This window comes from Rhodanobacter sp. C03 (genome assembly GCF_002001175.1).
Lineage (GTDB): Bacteria > Pseudomonadota > Gammaproteobacteria > Xanthomonadales > Rhodanobacteraceae > Rhodanobacter.
Genome location: NZ_MUNT01000006.1, coordinates 122549 through 140455 on the forward strand (window position 1 = coordinate 122549; position 17907 = coordinate 140455).

The 17907-nt window shown below is 62.7% G+C and carries 17 protein-coding genes; 16 read left to right on the forward strand and 1 reads right to left on the reverse strand.

Features of this window, described 5'->3' with window-relative positions; all coding sequences use genetic code 11:
- The first annotated feature begins 118 nt into the window (after nucleotides 1–118).
- Nucleotides 119–1048 carry a GTPase Era gene (era, locus tag B0E48_RS08825; protein WP_077517775.1) on the forward strand — a complete coding sequence of 310 codons (930 nt, stop codon included), beginning with the start codon at nucleotides 119–121 and terminating at the stop codon, nucleotides 1046–1048.
- Nucleotides 1049–1073: 25 nt separating this feature from the next.
- On the forward strand, nucleotides 1074–1784 hold the full coding sequence (gene recO, locus B0E48_RS08830; protein WP_077517776.1) for a DNA repair protein RecO: 711 nt from the start codon (nucleotides 1074–1076) through the stop codon (nucleotides 1782–1784).
- A 6-nt stretch (nucleotides 1785–1790) separates the two neighbouring features.
- On the opposite strand, the gene B0E48_RS08835 is transcribed toward recO, so the two are convergent.
- The gene (locus B0E48_RS08835; RefSeq protein WP_077517777.1) at nucleotides 1791–2531 is read right to left on the reverse strand and encodes a response regulator; all 741 of its coding nucleotides are present in this window, start codon (nucleotides 2529–2531) and stop codon (nucleotides 1791–1793) included.
- Nucleotides 2532–2576: 45 nt separating this feature from the next.
- Here B0E48_RS08835 and B0E48_RS08840 point away from each other — a divergent pair, with 45 nt between their 5' ends.
- The 14 genes from B0E48_RS08840 to B0E48_RS08905 all read left to right on the forward strand — a co-directional run bounded on the left by B0E48_RS08840 (nucleotide 2577) and on the right by B0E48_RS08905 (nucleotide 17640).
- A complete protein-coding gene (locus B0E48_RS08840; protein ID WP_077517778.1) occupies nucleotides 2577–4598 on the forward strand; it encodes a hypothetical protein in 2022 nt (673 codons plus the stop codon).
- A gap of 49 nt (nucleotides 4599–4647) precedes the next feature.
- On the forward strand, nucleotides 4648–5256 hold the full coding sequence (locus tag B0E48_RS08845) for a YdbL family protein (protein WP_077517779.1): 609 nt from the start codon (nucleotides 4648–4650) through the stop codon (nucleotides 5254–5256).
- Between the two features lie 274 nt (nucleotides 5257–5530).
- Complete coding sequence (rlmD, locus tag B0E48_RS08850) at nucleotides 5531–6871, forward strand: 23S rRNA (uracil(1939)-C(5))-methyltransferase RlmD (RefSeq protein ID WP_077517780.1); 1341 nt, start codon at nucleotides 5531–5533, stop codon at nucleotides 6869–6871.
- A gap of 9 nt (nucleotides 6872–6880) precedes the next feature.
- On the forward strand, nucleotides 6881–7402 hold the full coding sequence (locus B0E48_RS08855) for a CYTH domain-containing protein (RefSeq protein ID WP_077517781.1): 522 nt from the start codon (nucleotides 6881–6883) through the stop codon (nucleotides 7400–7402).
- Nucleotides 7396–8412 (forward strand): beta-N-acetylhexosaminidase, encoded by a 1017-nt coding sequence (nagZ, locus tag B0E48_RS08860; RefSeq protein ID WP_077517782.1) that lies wholly within the window; start codon nucleotides 7396–7398, stop codon nucleotides 8410–8412. Before B0E48_RS08855 ends, nagZ begins: the two co-directional genes overlap by 7 nt.
- Complete coding sequence (locus B0E48_RS08865) at nucleotides 8409–8969, forward strand: hypoxanthine-guanine phosphoribosyltransferase (RefSeq protein ID WP_077517783.1); 561 nt, start codon at nucleotides 8409–8411, stop codon at nucleotides 8967–8969. The genes nagZ and B0E48_RS08865 overlap by 4 nt, the downstream gene beginning before the upstream one ends.
- The gene (locus B0E48_RS08870) at nucleotides 8966–9712 is read left to right on the forward strand and encodes an S-methyl-5'-thioinosine phosphorylase (RefSeq protein WP_077517784.1); all 747 of its coding nucleotides are present in this window, start codon (nucleotides 8966–8968) and stop codon (nucleotides 9710–9712) included. The genes B0E48_RS08865 and B0E48_RS08870 overlap by 4 nt, the downstream gene beginning before the upstream one ends.
- Nucleotides 9713–9871: 159 nt before the next feature.
- Nucleotides 9872–10075 (forward strand): cold-shock protein, encoded by a 204-nt coding sequence (locus B0E48_RS08875; protein ID WP_077517785.1) that lies wholly within the window; start codon nucleotides 9872–9874, stop codon nucleotides 10073–10075.
- 82 nt (nucleotides 10076–10157) lie between these two features.
- Nucleotides 10158–11207: a N(4)-(beta-N-acetylglucosaminyl)-L-asparaginase gene (locus B0E48_RS08880; protein ID WP_077518360.1), complete on the forward strand. Its 1050-nt coding sequence runs from the start codon at nucleotides 10158–10160 to the stop codon at nucleotides 11205–11207.
- A complete protein-coding gene (locus B0E48_RS08885; protein ID WP_077517786.1) occupies nucleotides 11204–11941 on the forward strand; it encodes a copper homeostasis protein CutC in 738 nt (245 codons plus the stop codon). The genes B0E48_RS08880 and B0E48_RS08885 overlap by 4 nt, the downstream gene beginning before the upstream one ends.
- 215 nt (nucleotides 11942–12156) lie before the next feature.
- Nucleotides 12157–13359: an enoyl-ACP reductase FabV gene (gene fabV, locus B0E48_RS08890; protein ID WP_077517787.1), complete on the forward strand. Its 1203-nt coding sequence runs from the start codon at nucleotides 12157–12159 to the stop codon at nucleotides 13357–13359.
- 78 nt (nucleotides 13360–13437) lie between these two features.
- A complete protein-coding gene (locus B0E48_RS08895; protein WP_168170328.1) occupies nucleotides 13438–15996 on the forward strand; it encodes an AAA family ATPase in 2559 nt (852 codons plus the stop codon).
- Nucleotides 15997–16066: 70 nt separating this feature from the next.
- Nucleotides 16067–16807, forward strand: coding sequence for a HipA family kinase (locus B0E48_RS08900; protein WP_254423904.1), 741 nt, complete (start codon nucleotides 16067–16069; stop codon nucleotides 16805–16807).
- On the forward strand, nucleotides 16804–17640 hold the full coding sequence (locus B0E48_RS08905; RefSeq protein WP_077517789.1) for a DUF3037 domain-containing protein: 837 nt from the start codon (nucleotides 16804–16806) through the stop codon (nucleotides 17638–17640). Before B0E48_RS08900 ends, B0E48_RS08905 begins: the two co-directional genes overlap by 4 nt.
- The last annotated feature ends 267 nt before the right edge of the window (nucleotides 17641–17907 follow it).

Consider the following 17907-nt stretch of genomic DNA (forward strand, 5'->3'; position numbering starts at 1 on the left):
CGCACGCTGGTACGCCCGGTGACGCGGCATCGCCCCCGGGTGGCGTCATGCGCACCAGCGCCTGCCGTTTCCGGCGAAGCACTACACTTGCCATCCGACTTGCCGAGCACATCACGCCATGAACCACGAACTGGAACCCGCCGGCAGCTTGCCGCATGAAAATTTCCGCTGCGGCATGGTCGCGCTGGCCGGCCGCCCCAACGTGGGCAAGTCCACCCTGCTGAATGCGCTGATCGGCTTTCGCCTGTCGATCGTCAGCCCGCGCCCGCAGACCACCCGCCATCGTATTCTCGGCATCGCCAACAGCGAGGCCGGGCAGATCATGTACGTCGATACCCCGGGGCTCCATCGTGGCGCCAAGCGGGCGATGAACCGCAGCCTGAACCGTGCCGCCCGTTCGGCGATCAGCGATGTGGATCTGGCAGTGCAGGTGATCGAGGCCGGCCGCTTCACCGACGAGGACGAGGCGCTGTACGCCGCCCTGGTCGAGCAGTCGTCGCCACGCTTCCTGGTGATCAACAAGGTCGACCTGAACAAGGACAAGACCGTGATGCTGCCGTTCGTGGCCGAGCTGGTCGCGAAGCACAGCTACGACGAAATCCACTATGTCAGCGCGCTCAAGGCACAAGGCCTGAAGGAGCTGGAACAGGCGATCCTGCAGCGTCTGCCGATACAGCCGCCGGTCTACGGCGAAGACGAAATCACCGATCGTAGCGAGCGCTTCCTTGCCGCCGAGATGGTGCGCGAGCAGCTGATGCTGCGACTCGACCAGGAACTGCCATATGCCACCACGGTGGAGATCGAGCAGTTCAGCGACCGCCCGGACGGCATCGCCGAAATCCACGCAATCATCTGGGTCGAGCGCGACGGCCAGAAAGCCATCGTGATCGGCAACGGCGGCGCCCAGCTCAAGGCGATCGGCACCAGTGCACGGCGTCACATGGAGCGCATGTTCGAGCGCAAGGTGTTCCTCAAGCTGTGGGTGAAGGTGCGCGAAGGCTGGGTCGACGACGAGAACATGCTGAAGAAGTTCGGCTATACGGACTGACGGCCGGGATTTCTGGCCAAGCGCCATGCGCCTCGAACAGCAACCCGCCTATGTCCTGCACGCGCGGCCGTATCGTGAGACATCGCTGTTGCTGGAATGCCTGACGCGTGAACACGGACGGTTGGGTGTGGTGGCGCGCGGCGTGCGTGGCGAGAAGGCTCGCCTGCGACGGGCCCAGCTCGAGCCGTTCCAGCCGCTGGCGCTGGATCTGTTGTTGCGCGGCGAGCTGGCCACGCTGACCGCAGTCGAGGCGGTCGGCACATCGCCGCGTTTGATCGGCGACGCCGGACTCGCCGGGCTCTACCTCAACGAACTCGTCGTGCGTCTGACCGAGCGGCAGGATCCGTTTCCGTTGCTGTTCGATGCCTATGCGCAGACGCTCGCGCGATTGGCCGGTGGCGAACCACTGGCGTGGAGCCTGCGTCGGTTCGAGCGTGACCTGCTGGAGGCGATCGGCTACGGCCTGCAGCTGCAGTACGAGTCGGACACCGGCGAGCCGCTGGAGCCGAATGCGCACTATCGCTATCTGGTGGAACAGGGCGCGGTGCGCTGTGCTGCCGGGCATGGGCAAGCCATGCGCGGCAGCGATTTGCTGGCGCTGGCGCAGGACCAACCACCCGACAACCCAGGCCTGAAAAGTCTGCGCGACCTGATGCGCGAGGTGATCCGCTTCCATCTGGGCGGTGGCGAACTGCGCGCCTGGCGGGTACTGGCGATGGCGGTGTCGCGTCGTTAGTGTGTCTTAGCGATCCAACGCCTGCAGCGTGGCCAGCAGTGCCTTGCGGAAGCGGGCCAGTGCCGCCGGGGACGGCAGATCGCGCTGCGACAGCTGTTGCTGCAACCACACGGTCTGCGTCGACAAGGCAGTTGCGCCACAGAATCCGCAGGACGAGCGCAGCCGGTGCAGGCGTTCGCCGAATCCATCCGGGTCGCGACTCAGCGGCTCCAGTTCCCGTTCGAGCTGGACCAGTTCCTCGCGCAGCAATTGCCGTAACGCATGCATGGTGGCGGCGTCGCCGCTGCTGGTCAGGGCAGCTTGGTCGTCGAGTACGCAGGCGTCAGTGAGCTCCGGCCGGACCAGCGCCAGCATCCGTTGCAGATCGGCCAACCCACAGGGCTTCAGCAGGATCTCGCTGAAGCCGGCGGCCAACAACGACTGGCGGTCACGCGGCGCCAGTTCGGCGCTGGTGGCCACGGCGATACTGTTCGCCGAGCAGGCGTGCACATCTCCACGCAGTGCGTTGAGAACCTGCAGCGCACCAGCCCCTGGCATGCGGCAATCCAGCAATAGCAGGTCGAATGACCCGGTGCGGGCGTGCGCCAGCGCGGTCGTGCCGTCGCCACAGGCCAGTGCCTGCGCGCCCAGCGAGCGCAGCCCATCGCACAGGAAACGGCAGCTGGCGGGGTCGTCGTCGGCCACCAGCACCCGTGGAGTCACGCTGTCGGCGGGGTCGATAACAGAGGCATTGGAGTGGCTGGGCATGACGAAATCCGTGTCGTTCAGCTTTATTTGGCAGAATGGCCTGACATGCGTCCCACATCAAGCCATCTTTTGCTTTGCTGCTGCCTGCTGCTGGGGATCGGCTGGGCGTTGCCTGCGCGGGCGGATGTACTGCTGACGGCCAGATCGGTCAGTGTGCCTGGTGTCCGCCTGCAGCAGGTGACTGTCAGGATCGACGAGAGCGCCACAGGCGGTCTGCATCTGCACTTGAGTGCTGCGCAGGCGGATGTGCCGGCGATGGGCTGGCAGCGCCTGGGCCTGACCCTCGACGGCAGCCTGCAGCGCGACGAGCGCCTGCACTGGATATTCGACGGCGGTGTGCGTCTGGCGGGCGCGCCGGGTGGGGCGCTCAGCGATGCGCATGTGAACATCCAGCTGAGCGAGTCGGCGAACACCTTGCAGGTCGATATTTTGCAGGGCAAGGCGCAGGCCAGTACCGCGTTGCCGCTGGACCAGCTCAGCCATGCGCAGATCAGCCTGAAAAATCTTCCTGCCGGCTGGCTGCAGGGCCTGCTCGGCACGGTGTGGAGCGGCCGGGCCACGGCTGGCCGGCTTGATGCCGAGCTGGCACTGGATGTGCGTGATGCAGGCCTGCAGTCGTCCGGACAGTTCACGCTCAACGATGTCGGCTTCGATACCCCGACCGGCACGCTGGCCGGGCAGGGTGTGGACGGCAACGGTCGATTCAGTCTCGATACCACCGGTGGACCGGCGGCGATCGACCTGGATGCCAGCCTGCACGGTGGCGAATGGTTGCTGGGTCCGCTCTACGCGAAATTGCCGAGTCACCCGGTGCAGCTCGGCTTGCGCGCGAACGTGGAGAACGGTGTCTTCGAGCTGCACCGGCTGCGGGTGAGTGATGCCGATGCACTGCAGCTCGATGGTGCACTGGCCTTCGATGCGAAGGGCGAGCTGAAGACGCTGAAACTGGATCATCTGCATGCCAGCTTCCCGGCGGCCTACCAGCGTTACGGTCAGGCGTGGCTGAACGCATTGGGCCTGCGCGACATGAGCATCGCCGGCCAGTTGAGCGGCAGCCTGGACCTGCGCGGCGATGGCCTGCACAGCTTTGCGTTCGACACCGATGGCCTGAACCTGGCCGATGCGAATGGCAGTGTGGCGATCGACGGTTTGCGCGGCGGCCTGGACTGGACGGCCCAGGGCGAACGCCCGGCGACCACGCTGGGCTGGCGCAGCCTGCAGTTCTACCGGATCACCAATGGTGCCGCGCTGTCGCAGTGGCAGAGCCGCAGTGGCACGCTGAGCCTGCGCCAGCCACTGGAAGTGCCGGTGCTGAAAGGCCAGCTGCGGGTGGCTGAACTGGACTGGCGCCCGGCCGCGGCGAAAGGACAACGACTGGAAACCTCACTGGTGCTGACCGGGGTCGACATGGCCGCCTTCAGCCACGCCATGGGCTGGCCGGCGTTCCCCGGCACGCTCGGCGGCGCGATCCCGTCGCTGCGCTGGGTCGATGATCGCTTCGAGCTGCAGGGCGGCCTGTCGGCCAGCCTGTTCGGCGGCTTCATCGACATCACCCGGCTCTCGCTGCAGCAACCGTTCGGTGCGAATCCGGTACTGAGCGGTGACATCGCCTTGAGTCAGCTCGATCTGGGCGCGATCACCAGCGTGTTCGATTTCGGCAGCATCACTGGCCGCATGGACGGTGCTATCGACGGCCTGCGGCTGGTCAACTGGAGTCCGGTCGCGTTCAAGGCGAGCCTGCTTGCCGGTGGTGGCGGCCGGATCAGCCAGCGCGCGGTGAACAACCTCACCACCGTCGGTGGTGGCGGCATCGCCGGCGGCTTGCAGGGCGCGGTGCTGAAACTGTTCAAGACCTTTGGCTACAAGCGCATCGGTCTCGGTTGCACGCTGCAGGGCGCGATCTGTCAGATGAGCGGACTGGAGGCCAATGGCGACGGTTACACTATCGTCGAAGGCAGCGGCTTGCCGCATCTGCAGGTGATCGGTCACCAGGCCCAGGTCGACTGGCCGACCCTGGTGCGGCGACTGCGTGATGCCATCAATGGCACGGCTCCGGAAATCCACTGAAGGGCCAGTTACCTGTTCTGTCCACGTGTTTTGACTGCTGGAGTCCATCATGCGCAAGCTCGTCTACGTCATCCTGACCTCACTGGCCGTGGCGTTGGTCGGCTGCGTCACCATCAATGTGTATTTCCCGGAAGCGGCGGCGCAAAAAGCAGCCGACCAGTTCATCGGCAACGTGCTCGATGATGCTGGGCAAACCCCGGCGCCGAAGCCGCAGCCACAGAAACCTGCCACGGACGGCCACGGCCAGCCGCCTGCGGCGATGCTGCTCGATCTGCTGATTCCTTCGGCATACGCGGCCGATACGCCGAATCTGCGTATCCAGACCAGCACCACCGAAGCGATCAGCGAGCGCACCCGTGAGCGCTTTCAGGGAGCTCTGGGTGCGTTGCTGGACAGTGGTGCGGTCGGCTTCACCAATGACGGCATGGTGGCCATGCGCGATGCCGCCAAGGTGCCGCTGAGCCAGCGCGCGCAGGCCAATGCCACGGTGGCTGACGAAAATCGCGACCGTACCGCGCTGTACCGCGAAATCGCCAATGCCAACAGCCATCCGGAATGGGAGCCGCAGATCCGCGCCACCTTCGCCAAGGGCTGGATCGAGAAGGCCCATGCCGGCTGGTATTACCAGGACGCCGCCGGCACCTGGCAGAAGAAATAAATCTGCGGCGCACCCCGCGCATCCTGATCCTGTGGGAGCGTGTAGGAGCGGCTTCAGCCGCGATGCTTTTCCCGCATTTGGCCAAAGAGCTAAAAAGCATCGCGGCTGAAGCCGCTCCTACAAAGAGCGTGCACGGAGCATTCGCGCACGACCGAAGGAAGTTCCTTGTGGACAGGGTGCGCTCCTGCATGACATCGAAGCGCTCGCGGGCGCCATCCGGGCCGATCTGGGATAATCGGCGGCCAGCCCCAGCGGCCTCAACCGTCCGAGCCTCATGTCCCGATCCAACTCCGTTCCGTCGACCCCGTTCGAAGCCCACATCACCGACCTCAGCCATGACGGTCGTGGCGTAGCCCGCATCGACGGCAAAACGGTGTTCGTCAGTGGCGCGCTGTTGGGCGAACAGGTGCTGGCCAAGCTGCGCAAGCGGCATCGCCACTTCGACGAGGCCGAAGTCGTCGAGTTGATCACCCGTTCACCACATCGGGTGGAGCCGCGCTGCCGCCACTTTGGCCAGTGCAGCGGCTGCTCGCTGCAACACCTCGACGCGCCGTCGCAGATCGCGACCAAGCAGCGCGTGCTGGCGGAGAACTTCGAGCGCATCGGCAAGGTGACGCCGTCGTCATGGCTGCCGCCGCTCATCGGTGAACCCTGGGGCTACCGGCGCAAGGGCCGCCTGTCGGTGCGCAATGTGGTGAAGAAGGGCCGTGTGCTAGTGGGTTTTCGCGAAGAGGAGAACCCGCGTTTCGTCGCCGATATCCAGCAGTGCGAAGTGATGCATCCCGCGCTGGGCCCGAAAGTCGGTCTGCTCGCCGAGCTGCTCAACGGCATGGATGCGGCCAACGACATTCCACAGATCGAGTTTGCCGGTGGCGACGACACCATGGCGCTGGTGTTTCGCCATATGCAGCCGTTGAGCGAGCGCGATCTGACGGCGTTGACTGCGTTCGGTCAGCAACACGGGCTGGCGATCTACCTGCAGCCGGGCGGCAACAGCAGCGTGCATCCGCTGTGGCCGGAACAGCCGCGACTGGCGTTCCGCATTGCCAGCGGCGATGCGCATGTCGATGACGTCGAGCTGGAGTTCCTGCCGCTGGACTTCGTGCAGGTCAATGCCGACATGAACCAGCGCATGATGGCACGCACGCTCGAACTGCTCGATCCGCAGTCGACCGACCGCGTGCTCGACCTGTTCTGCGGTCTGGGCAACTTCACCTTGCCGATCGCGCGCCGCGTGGCCGAAGTGGTGGGCGTGGAAGGCGAACACGGACTGGTCGAGCGCGCTGCGCAGAACGCCGCGCGCAACGGCATTGCGAACGCGCACTTCCATGTCGCCAACCTGTTCGAGGATCAGCGCAATGCGGACTGGGCACGCCAGCCATGGGACAAGGTACTGCTCGATCCGCCGCGCGCCGGCGCCGACAAGGTGCTGGAATACCTGCCGCACAAGCAGACGCGTCGCATCGTGTACGTGTCGTGCCATCCGGCCTCGCTGGCACGCGACGCCGGCATCCTGGTCAACCAGCACGGTTTCAAGCTGAAGTCGGCCGGTGTAATGGACATGTTTCCGCATACCTCGCATGTCGAGTCGATTGCGTTGTTCGAGCGCGACTGAGTCGAACGCATGGGCATCGAAATCGAACGCAAGTTTCTCCTCGCCAGCGACGACTGGCGTGCAGCCATCGAGCGCAGCGAGCCGATCGCGCAGGGTTATTTGGTCGGTGCGCAGGCCCTGCGCGATGGCAGTGCGCGTGCCTCGGTGCGCGCCCGGCTTGCCGGCGAACAGGCATGGTTGAACATCAAGGCAGCGACGGCGGGTATCGCGCGTGCCGAGTTCGAATACGCGATACCGGTCGCTGATGCCAGGTCGCTGCTGGCCACGCTATGCGATGGCGTGCTGGAAAAGATCCGCCATCATGTCCATGTCGATGGCATGCTGTTCGAGATCGATGAATTTCTTGGTGACAACAGCGGATTGATCGTTGCCGAGGTCGAATTGCCGGCCGTCGATGCGCCGTTCCCACATCCGGCGTGGCTGGGCCGTGAGGTAAGCACACTGACGCGCTACTACAACGTCAACCTGATCGCGCATCCGTATCGGCTATGGTCGCCGGCCGAACGCGCTGCCGAGGATGTCGCATGTTGATGATCGGTGTGGCCGGGCTGCAACTGGCCGAACACGAGAAACCCTGGCTCACAGCGTCGGGCGTCGCCGGCGTGCTGCTGTTTGCGCGCAACTACCAGTCGCGTGAGCAGTTGATTGCGCTGTGCGATGCGATCCGCGAGGTCGGTGGCGACGAGCTGCTGATCGCGGTCGATCAGGAAGGCGGCCCGGTGCAGCGTTTCCGCGACGGCTTTACCCGACTGCCGCCGCTGGCGGCAGTCGGTGCGGTCTACGCGCGTGACCCGATCGAAGCGGTGCGGCTGGCCGAGGAACACGCCTGGGTGATGGCCAGCGAGTTGCGTGCCAGCGGGGTCGATTTCAGTTTTGCGCCGGTGGTCGATCTGGACCGTGGCAATGCGGCGATCGGCCTGCGTGCCTTCCATGCCGATCCGGCGGTAACCGCCGAGCTGGCGCAGGCTTACGTGCGAGGCATGCATCTGGGCGGCATGGCGGCGGTACTGAAGCATTTTCCGGGACACGGTTCGGTCGCCACCGATACACACAAGGCGCAGGCAATCGACCCGCGCAGCCTTGAGCTGATCCGCCGCGACGACCTGCTGCCGTTTGCCGAGTGCATCGAAGCGCGGGTCGAGGCAGTGATGATGGCGCACGTGATCTACCCGGCGGTGGACAGTCAGCCGGCCGGTTACTCCAAAGTGTGGATCGAACAAATCCTGCGCGGCGAGCTGGGCTTTGCCGGCGCCGTGATCAGCGACGACATCAGCATGGCCGCCGCCGGTGCCGCCGGCAGCGTGGGTGAGCGCGTGCGTGCGCACCTGGACGCTGGCTGCGATCTGGTGCTGGCCTGTTTCCCCGACGTGGTGGACGAGGCGATCGCCGCCATGCAAGGTCGCAGCACAACACTGCCGCCGCAGCTGGCCGCGATGCGTGGCGCGCTCGGCCCCAGTTGGGCCGGTCTTACCGACAATCCGCAGCGTGACCGTTTCGTCGCGCGCATCACGGCGCTGAATGCCGAACCAGGAATCGCATGAATACTCCAACCCCTTCGCTGACCGACGCGCTGGCACAGTCGGACCTGCTGCACGAGCGCGACGAACTGGAAACCGTGATCGCCGACATCGGCCGCCGGATCGACGCCTCGCTGGACGGCGAACGCGCTGTGTTCCTCACCGTGATGAACGGCGCACTGATCTTCGCCGGCCAGTTGGCGCTGGCGATACGCACCGATCTGGAATTCGACTACGTGCATGCGACGCGCTACCGCGGCGCCACCTCCGGTAGCGAGTTGCACTGGCTGCGTGAACCACTCGTGCCACTGGCTGGTCGCGTGGTGCTGCTGGTCGACGACATCCTCGACGAGGGGCACACGCTCAAGGCCGTGCGTGACGATTGCTACAAGCGCGGCGCCAAGCGCGTGCTGATCGCCAGCCTGTGCACCAAGCGGCATGATCGCCTGGTCGAAGGAGTCGCCTCCGATTTCAACGGGGTCGAACTGCCGGATCGCTACGTGTTCGGTTACGGCATGGATTACTACGAACAGGGGCGCAACCTGCCGGGGATCTATGCATTGAAGGAGACCACTGCATGAGTATGATCGATCTGGCCGTGATCGGCGGCAGTGGCCTGTACAAGTTTCCCGGGCTGGAAAATGTCACGCGGCATGTGGTGGACACGCCCTACGGCGCTGCCTCGGGCGATGTGGTGATCGGTGACTTCACCGGCAAACGCGTGGCCTTCCTGGCCCGCCACGGTGAGAGCCACGCACTGCCGCCGCATCGCGTGAACTACCGCGCCAACCTGTGGGCGCTGCACAGCCTGGGCGTGCGCCGGGTGATCGGCGTCAATGCGGTGGGTGGCATTCGTGGCGACATGGGGCCGCGGGTGATCGTGGTGCCGGATCAGCTGATCGACTACACCCACGGTCGCTTTACCAGCTACTGCGACGTCGACGGTGCCGAGGTGAAGCACATCGACTTCAGCGAGCCGTATACCGAGTCGCTGCGCCAGCAACTGCTGTTGGCAGCACGCGCGGCGGATATCGCGGTGATCGCTGGCGGCTGCTACGGCGCCACCCAGGGGCCACGGCTGGAGACCCGTGCCGAGATCGCCCGCATGAAGCGTGACGGCTGCGACTTGGTCGGCATGACCGGCATGCCCGAGGCATCGCTGGCGCGCGAACTGGAACTCGAATACGCCTGTCTTGCCCTAGTCGCGAACTTCGCCGCTGGTTGTGGCGACGAGGCGGAAATCAGCATCGACGAGATCTTTGCGCATCTGGCGGCAGCCACTGCCGAGGTGCCACGCATCCTCGCGGCGATGCTGAAAAGCTGAGCACCGCGTCAGGATTTGGGCGCCCGGTGCGCTGTTGCATATTGCGTTGAACCTGAACAAGTTGGTACTTTCCCCACGCCGGGACGGCGAACCAGTGGGGGATAGTGGTTCTGCAAGGGTAGCTCGGCGCACCCATTCCATGATCCAGAGGTTCACGCAATGAGTTTCGGTACGGTCAAGTGGTTCAACGACGCCAAGGGTTTCGGTTTCATCTCACCCGAGGACGGCGGGGCGGACGTGTTCGTCCATTTTTCGGCGATCACCAGCAAGGGCTTTCGTAGCCTGCAGGAAGGTCAGCGCGTGCAGTTCGAAATTACCCAGGGGCCGAAGGGCGCTCAGGCTTCAGGTGTCGAAGCAGCCTGATCATCCAGGCGAGCGTTGTACAGCAAGAATGAAACCCCGCATCCTGTGCGGGGTTTTTTGCTTTGGTGACCTGGAGAACGTGATGACTGATCGCAGGCGTTTCCTGAAGGCCTCCGTACTGGGAGCCTCCGTTTCGATGCTGGCATGGGGCAACAAACTGATAGCCGGATCGGCGCCCCGAATACCGGCGACGACGACCGTACGGGTGGTTTCGACCTGGGATTTCGGCGTGGCTGCGAACCAGTCGGCGTGGGCCATCCTCGGCAAGGGCGGTCATGCGCTGGATGCGGTCGAGGCCGGTGCGAGGGTGCCCGAGGCCGACCTGAAGAACCACAGCGTCGGCAGGGCCGGTTATCCGGATCGCGATGGCCACGTCACGCTGGACGCCAGCATCATGGACGCCGACGGCAACTGCGGTGCGGTCGCCGCACTTGAACATATCGCCCATCCGATCTCGGTGGCACGCCGGGTGATGGAGCGCACGCCGCATGTCCTGCTGGTCGGCGAGGGCGCATTGCAGTTCGCGCTGGAACAGGGCTTCAAGAAAGAGAACCTGCTGACGCGGGAATCCGAGCAGGCCTGGCACGAATGGCTGAAGACGGCGAAGTACCAGCCCTCGATCAACAGCGAAGTGCATGACTACGGCAAGGACGGCAAGACAGGCATGCCCGGTGGCGCCGCCAACCACGACACCATCGGCATGCTGGCGCTGGATGCACAGGGCCGACTGGCCGGTGCCTGCACCACCAGCGGCATGGCGTGGAAGATGCGCGGCCGCGTCGGCGACAGCCCGATCATCGGCGCTGGCCTGTACGTCGATGGCGAGATCGGCGGCGCCACCTCCACCGGCGTCGGCGAGGAAGTGATCCGCAATGCCGGCAGCTTTCTCGTGGTCGAGCTGATGCGTCAGGGCCGTTCGCCGCATGAAGCCTGCAAGGAAGCAGTGATGCGCATCGTCAAGAAGCGCCGCGAAGCCTCCAAGACCCTGCAGGTCGGCTTCCTTGCGATGAACCGCGCAGGCGAAGTCGGCGCGTACGCGATCCAGCACGGCTTCTCCTACGCCGTGTGCGATGCGAAGAAACAGGATGGCTTGATCCCGTCGCAAAGCGTCTACACCACGAGCTATTCGTGATACTGGAAATCGCCGCCAACTCGGTTGCCTCCGCATTGGCCGCCCAGCAGGGCGGAGCGGGGCGGATCGAACTCTGCACCGCGCTGGAACTGGGCGGGCTGACGCCGTCGCATGCGCAGATCGCGTTGGCCCGCGAGCGTTTGCGCATCCCGCTGTACGTGCTGATCCGCCCACGCGCCGGCGATTTCCTCTACAGCCATATCGAGTGCGAGGTGATGTTGCGGGATATCGAAGCCTGCGTGGCGCTCGGCTGCGACGGCGTGGTACTCGGCGTACTCGATGCCGAGGGCAGGGTGGACATGCCACGCTGCCACGCATTGATTGCCGCGGCCGGGAAACTCGGCGTGACCTTCCATCGCGCCTTCGACCTCAGCCACGAGCCTGCACAGGCGCTGGAGGATATCGTCGCACTCGGCTGCGAACGCATCCTGACCTCGGGCGCGCAGGCCAGCGCACCGGAAGGTGCGGCGCTGATCCGCGAGCTCGTGGTGCAGGCCACGGGACGTCTCGCGGTGATGCCCGGCGCAGGCATCACCGCGCTGAACATCGCCGCGCTGGCCGCCACCACCGGCGCGCACGAATTCCACGCCTCGGCCAAACACCTGCTGCCATCGGGCATGCGGCACCAGCGGAATGTACTGACCGGGATGGAAGGCGGCGAACTGCGCAGTGACACCGAACAAGTGCGCTCGCTCGTTGCCGCACTGCACGCCTCGGCTCGTGAGTATCCCTGAACCCTGCAGGCAGCCAGCTTTTGTAGGAGCGACTTCAGTCGCGACGCTTTTGCTTCGGAACCCCCAAACAAAGCGTCGCGGCTGAAGCCGCCCCCACCGTGGCCATCCAGCCTGCTGGACGACCCACCTGCGGCAGCATCATTCCCTACGGCAGCGCATGGCCGCCCCGCTTGGTTACTATGGCGAATTGCCGAGCCGTTCCAGGAGCCATTGCCGTGATCATCAAGCCCAAAGTCCGCGGATTCATCTGCATCACCGCTCACCCGGTCGGTTGCGAACACAACGTGCTCGACCAGATCAAGGTCACCCAAGCCGCGGGCCACGCGAAAGGCAACGGCCCGAAGCGCGTGCTGGTGATCGGCGCCTCCACCGGCTACGGCCTGGCCTCGCGCATCACCGCGGCGTTCGGTTACGGCGCGGCCACGCTCGGCGTGTTCTTCGAAAAGCCCAGTACCACGGAGAAAACCGGCACCGCCGGCTGGTACAACTCCGCCGCGTTCGACAAGGCGGCCAAGCAGGCTGGCCTGTACAGCAAGTCGATCAACGGCGACGCGTTCGCCAACGAAACCCGCGCGCGCGCGATCGAGATCATCAAGAACGAAATGGGCGGCCCGATCGACCTGGTGGTCTATTCGCTGGCCTCGCCCGTGCGCAAGCTGCCGGACACCGGCGAAGTGGTGCGCTCGGCGCTCAAGACCATCGGCCAGCCGTTCACCAACACCTCGGTCGACACCAACAAGGACACCGTGATCGAGGCCACCATCGAGCCGGCCACCGAGCAGGAAATCAAGGACACCGTCACCGTGATGGGCGGCGAGGACTGGGCGCTGTGGATCGACGCGCTGAGCGCCGCCGGCGTGCTGGCCGAACACGCCAAGACCGTCGCCTACAGCTACATCGGCACCGAAATCACCTGGCCGATGTATTGGCACGGCACCCTGGGCCAGGCCAAGCAGCACCTCGACAACACCGCCAAGCAACTGCGCAGCCGCCACCCCGGCCTCGAAGCCTACGTCGGCGTGATGAAGTCCGTCGTCACCCAGGCCAGCGCCGCCATCCCGGTGATCCCGCTGTACGTGTCCATCGCCTTCAAGATCATGAAGGAGAAGGGCATCCACGAAAATCCGATCGAACAGGCCAACCGCCTGTTCCACGACCGCCTCTACCGCGCCGACGGCACCGCCCCGCAAACTGACAACGAAGGCCGCTTGCGCCTCGACGATTGGGAACTGCGCGACGACGTCCAAGACGCCTGCAAAACCCTCTGGCCCACCGTCACCACCGAAAACCTCAAACAGATCACCGACTACGCCGGCTACAAGCACGAGTTCTTGCAGCTGTTCGGGTTTGATCGGGCGGATGTGGACTATGACGCTGAGGTGGAGGCGGATCGGCGGTTTGACTGTCTGGAGATTTGAGGAAACAGGGTGATTGGAGAGGTTGGGCAGCCTGATCTTTTTGGAAGACGGGCTTGGCTTTTTAGGGGAAGCATGCCAATGGAATTGGAAGAGTGGTTCGAAGGACGGCCGAAGTGGCTGCAGACCGCTGCGGTGCTCAGGCTCGCGAAAGCAACCCTGACTGAGGCCGACTACCAGCAACTGTTCAATCTCTGCCAACAGGAATCGGAGAACATCAATCAAACGGGGTTCTCGTCGCTTTCGTCTGGCAGTCTGAATAACCCGGTGATGTCGCCTTCGGTGAGGATAGCGACTATCCACGATCTGAAGGGCATCAATGCCCTGCGACCAGCAAGGCCGCTTGATTTCGCAGTGGGCGACAACGAACTCACTGTGGTGTATGGATTCAATGGTTCTGGCAAAAGCGGCTATTCAAGGTTGTTGAAGCATTTGTGCGGCTCCCGTTTTTGCGAAGATCTTCATCCCAATGCTTTCGATTCAGTGGTCACAGAGCAAACGGCAGGCGTCCAGATCCTTGTCAACGGTCAATCCGTGCCGCTCCAATGGCGAAAGGTTGATGGGCCGCTTGAGCCGCTTAGGCACGTACACATCTTCGACAGTGAGTGCGCGAGTAGCTACGTCAGCAAGTCGATTGAAGCGGCATTCGAGCCAGCCCCAGTAAGATTTTTGGCGGACCTGGTTGCTGACTGCGTCAAAGTTGGCCAAAAGTTTGATGACTTGATGGGCACGTACCGTTCGCGTCTTCCTCTGTTTCCACAAGAGCTTCAAGAAAGCGTTGCAGCAACGTGGTTAAAAGCACTGTCACCGACGACAACTGAGGCAGAGCTTCTTGAATGGTGCTCATGGAGCCTTGCTGAAACAACTGAGCTGGTGGGGCTGGATAGTGATTTGGCTCAGGCTGATCCTGTGTCGCTAGTCGCGGGCAAGAAACGCAAGAAGAGTGCGGCCGAACTACTCATCCTGAAATTGCATGGGTTTGAAAGTTCGTGGTCGTCAGCTGTTGCGGAGCAGATAGCAGTAGCCAGAGAACAGTTGGCTGCATGCAGACGAGTGGCTGCAGAAGCGGCTCAGCAAGTTTTTAGCGGAGCACCGCTGACAGGCATCGGTGAAGCGACGTGGCGAGCCTTGTGGGATGCCGCAAAAGTCTATTCGGAGAAAGTGGCCTATCCAGATCGCGCATTCCCTGTGCTAGATGATGCGGTATGTGTGCTTTGCCAGCAGTCCATGTCGGCAGCAGGAAGCCAGCGCATGCAGAGCTTCAACGCGTTCGTGCAGGGTGCATTGGATGCCGCTGTGGTTGATGCCCAGGCGAGCTTGGACCGTCTTACGGTGGCGGTGGTAGATGCGCCAACTGCCGAAATACTTGCTGCTCAATTTGATGCAATTGACGTATCGATGGATGCCGATTCTTTGCATAAGAAGCTTGGCGCGCAACGTGACGCGTTGATGAGCCATCAGTCAGGAGGATCGCTGCCGAGTCTTGATTTGACTGGTGTGATTCAGCCGATCGAGGCACATGTTGCAGAGCTCCAGATCGAAATATCGAACCTTGAGGCAACCGTCGATACCACAGAACGAGCCCGGAAACAGCAGCGCCGGAAGGGGTTGCGTGGGAAACAATGGCTGAGTCAGCAAGTAACAGCTGTACGTGAAGAGGTGCATCGACAAAAGGCTCTGGCGTCCCTTGCGACGGCGAAAAAACTCGCCAGCACCAATGCACTGACTCAAAAGAAGAATGATCTTGCTGCCGCTCTCTTGGCTACGGCGCATGCAAACCGTTTTGTCGTGGAGCTTCGTGAGTTGGGCGGAGACAAACTGCCGATCAAGATTCTTCCAACACGGGGCAGCCGAACGACACAACCAGGGTTTCAGGTTAGCCTTGAAGGTGCTTTGCGCTTGAGTCCGTCACAGGTTTTGAGCGAGGGGGAAAGCCGCATCGTTGCACTTGCTGCGTTCATGGCTGATGTGACCGCAGGGCCGGTGAACGTCCCATTTGTCTTTGACGATCCGATTTCTTCACTCGACCAAAGGTTCGAAGAAGCGACGGCTCGCAGGTTGATACGGGAAGCGAAGGTTCGCCAGGTAATCGTGTTCACGCACCGGTTGTCGATGCTCGCGCTTCTTGACGATTTGAGCGGTGAAGAGGGCATTAAGGTTGATGTTGTGGCGCTTCGGGGTGCTCCGGAAGGGACGGGTACGCCAGGGCAGACGGCAATACGGGAGAAGAAGCCAGAGAAAGCTGTGAACAAGCTGCTGGGTGAACGTCTTCCCAAAGCTCGCAAGGCGCTCGCAGACGGTGATCGTGAATCAGGCGAGATCCTGCTTCAATCCGTTTGCAGTGACTTCCGTGTTCTCGTTGAGCGGCTCATTGAAATGACCTTGCTGAATGGTGTAGTTCAGCGCTTTCAGAAGAACCTCACGACCAAGGACAAGCTCGCCGGCTTGGCCAAGATTCGGCCCGAAGACTGTGTGCTTCTGGAGTCGATGATGACCAAATATTCATACCAAGAGCATTCCCAGCCGCAAGAAACGCCAGTGCCGCTGCCGTCAACGGATGAGTTGGGAATCGACCTGAAGGCCGTTGTTGATTGGATTCAGGAGTTTTCTACTCGTGGTGTGCCGTTGCCTGCGGGATGAATGTTCCGACGTCTTATTGCACGCTTAAATGATGCATGCAAATGCTCCCGCGCCCTGATCGGATATGCCGATGCCACCACTGCTAGCCATTGTTGAAATATTGGAACGCAGCGACCAAGGCGTGACACGGCCGTTCCTGTGTCGCTGCGATGACGGCAATTTGTACTACGTGAAGGGTCGTGGGGCTGGACGAAGTAGCCTTCTGTGCGAGTGGTTGGCGGGACATTTGGCGCTTGCGTTTAATCTACCGATACCGCCATTCGCCGTCGTCGAAGCGCCGCAGTCGTTGGTCGAGCTTTTTCCGGAAGGAGGGGATCTCGGCGCAGGGCCAGCCTTTGGTTCGCGGGTGGTGGCGCACACCCAAGAGTTGTCAATGTCGCATCTTGGCGACGTGCCTATGCAGCTGCAGCGCGACGTGCTGATGTTCGACTGGTGGGTCCGCAACTCGGATCGAACGCTGACTTCACTCAGTGGCAACCCGAATCTGTTGTGGGATGCCGATGCGAAGCAGCTGGTGGTGATCGACCACAATGTGGCGTTCGATCATGACTTTAGCATTCAGTCGTTCAGCGAAACGCATGTGTTTAGACAAGAGGTTCCGAAGGTATTTCAAGACCTTGTGGAGCGTCTGTCGTATGCCAAACGGTTGCATGCGGCGCTGGCAGCTTGGCCCGCTGCCTGCCAGAATGTCCCTGACGAGTGGTGGTTCGCAGACGAGGAACGCACGGTTCCCGCAGACTTCGACCCAGACGCCGTACTGGCGTCATTGAACCGCTGCACGCACGAAGATTTCTGGAGGTTAGCGCCATGAACAGGTTCGCCTGCCAATACGCGATCATCCGCTTTCTGCCCTATGCAGAAACGGGCGAGTTCGCCAATGTCGGCGTGGTGCTGGCATGCCCGGCGAGTGGTTACTTCGGTGCGAAGCTGATGCCGGTCAAGAAGACCGGTCGTATCACCGGCTTCTTCGAGCAGTTGGACAAGCGTATCTATCGTGAGGCGATGGCTTATCTGAGAGATGAGCTGGAGCGCCTTGACGAGCTGGTATGTGAGCGGGGTGCGGGAAACCAGGGCTTCGTGCAGCAAACCTTTGCAGGGCTCACCCGGCCACGCGAGGCCTTGCTGCGCTTTGGCGAAACCCGCGTGATTCTTGCCGAGGAGCCTGCCGAGACGTTACGCAAACTGTTTGCCAATTTTGTCGAGCGGGAATTCGCTAGCAAGGAGTACCACGATCAAGTGCTCGAACGTGGTGTGCGCGAGACCTTGCGTAAAGCCAACTTGCGTGAATACTTCAAGCCGGCTGAGATTGGCAACGACAACCTGCACATCAATGTGCCGTTCGTGTATCAGCGCGATGGGCTTGTGCAACTTGCCATCAAGCCGCTCGACTTGGCCAAGGATGAGCCTAACAACGTGTTCGACCTTGGTGGCCATTGGGTAGATCGTGTGCGGCGTTTGGGCAAGCATCAGCTCCTGCCAGAGCGGATGTTATTTGCTGTGAGATTGCCTGGTACGGCAAATGAAGGAGCGCGCAAGGCTGCCAACGAAATCATCGGCGAGCTGCGTGAGCAAAACATCGTGGTTGCTGCATCCACCGACGCGGCGGCGATCACGAAGTTTGCTGCAGGCGCCTCGATTAAGTAGTGTGGGAAAAGGTGTCAGAGACAATTTCTGACGCGCATAGCTCTCCGTGGCCATCAACTGCCTAGGCAGAAACCCGAGTCAAAGTGCACTTCAATAAGTCGGATTCTTTGGGTGCGCTCCGGCCAAGCAGTTCCCCGAGAAGCTCTGAACTGGACCGAGGCCGCCCGGTGTCAAACCGGGCGGCCTTTTCTTGCCGCCCGCGCCCCAGCGCTAAGATGACCTCGTATGGGGCGAGCGGAGACGGGGATGTGGAAGCGGGTGGTCGGC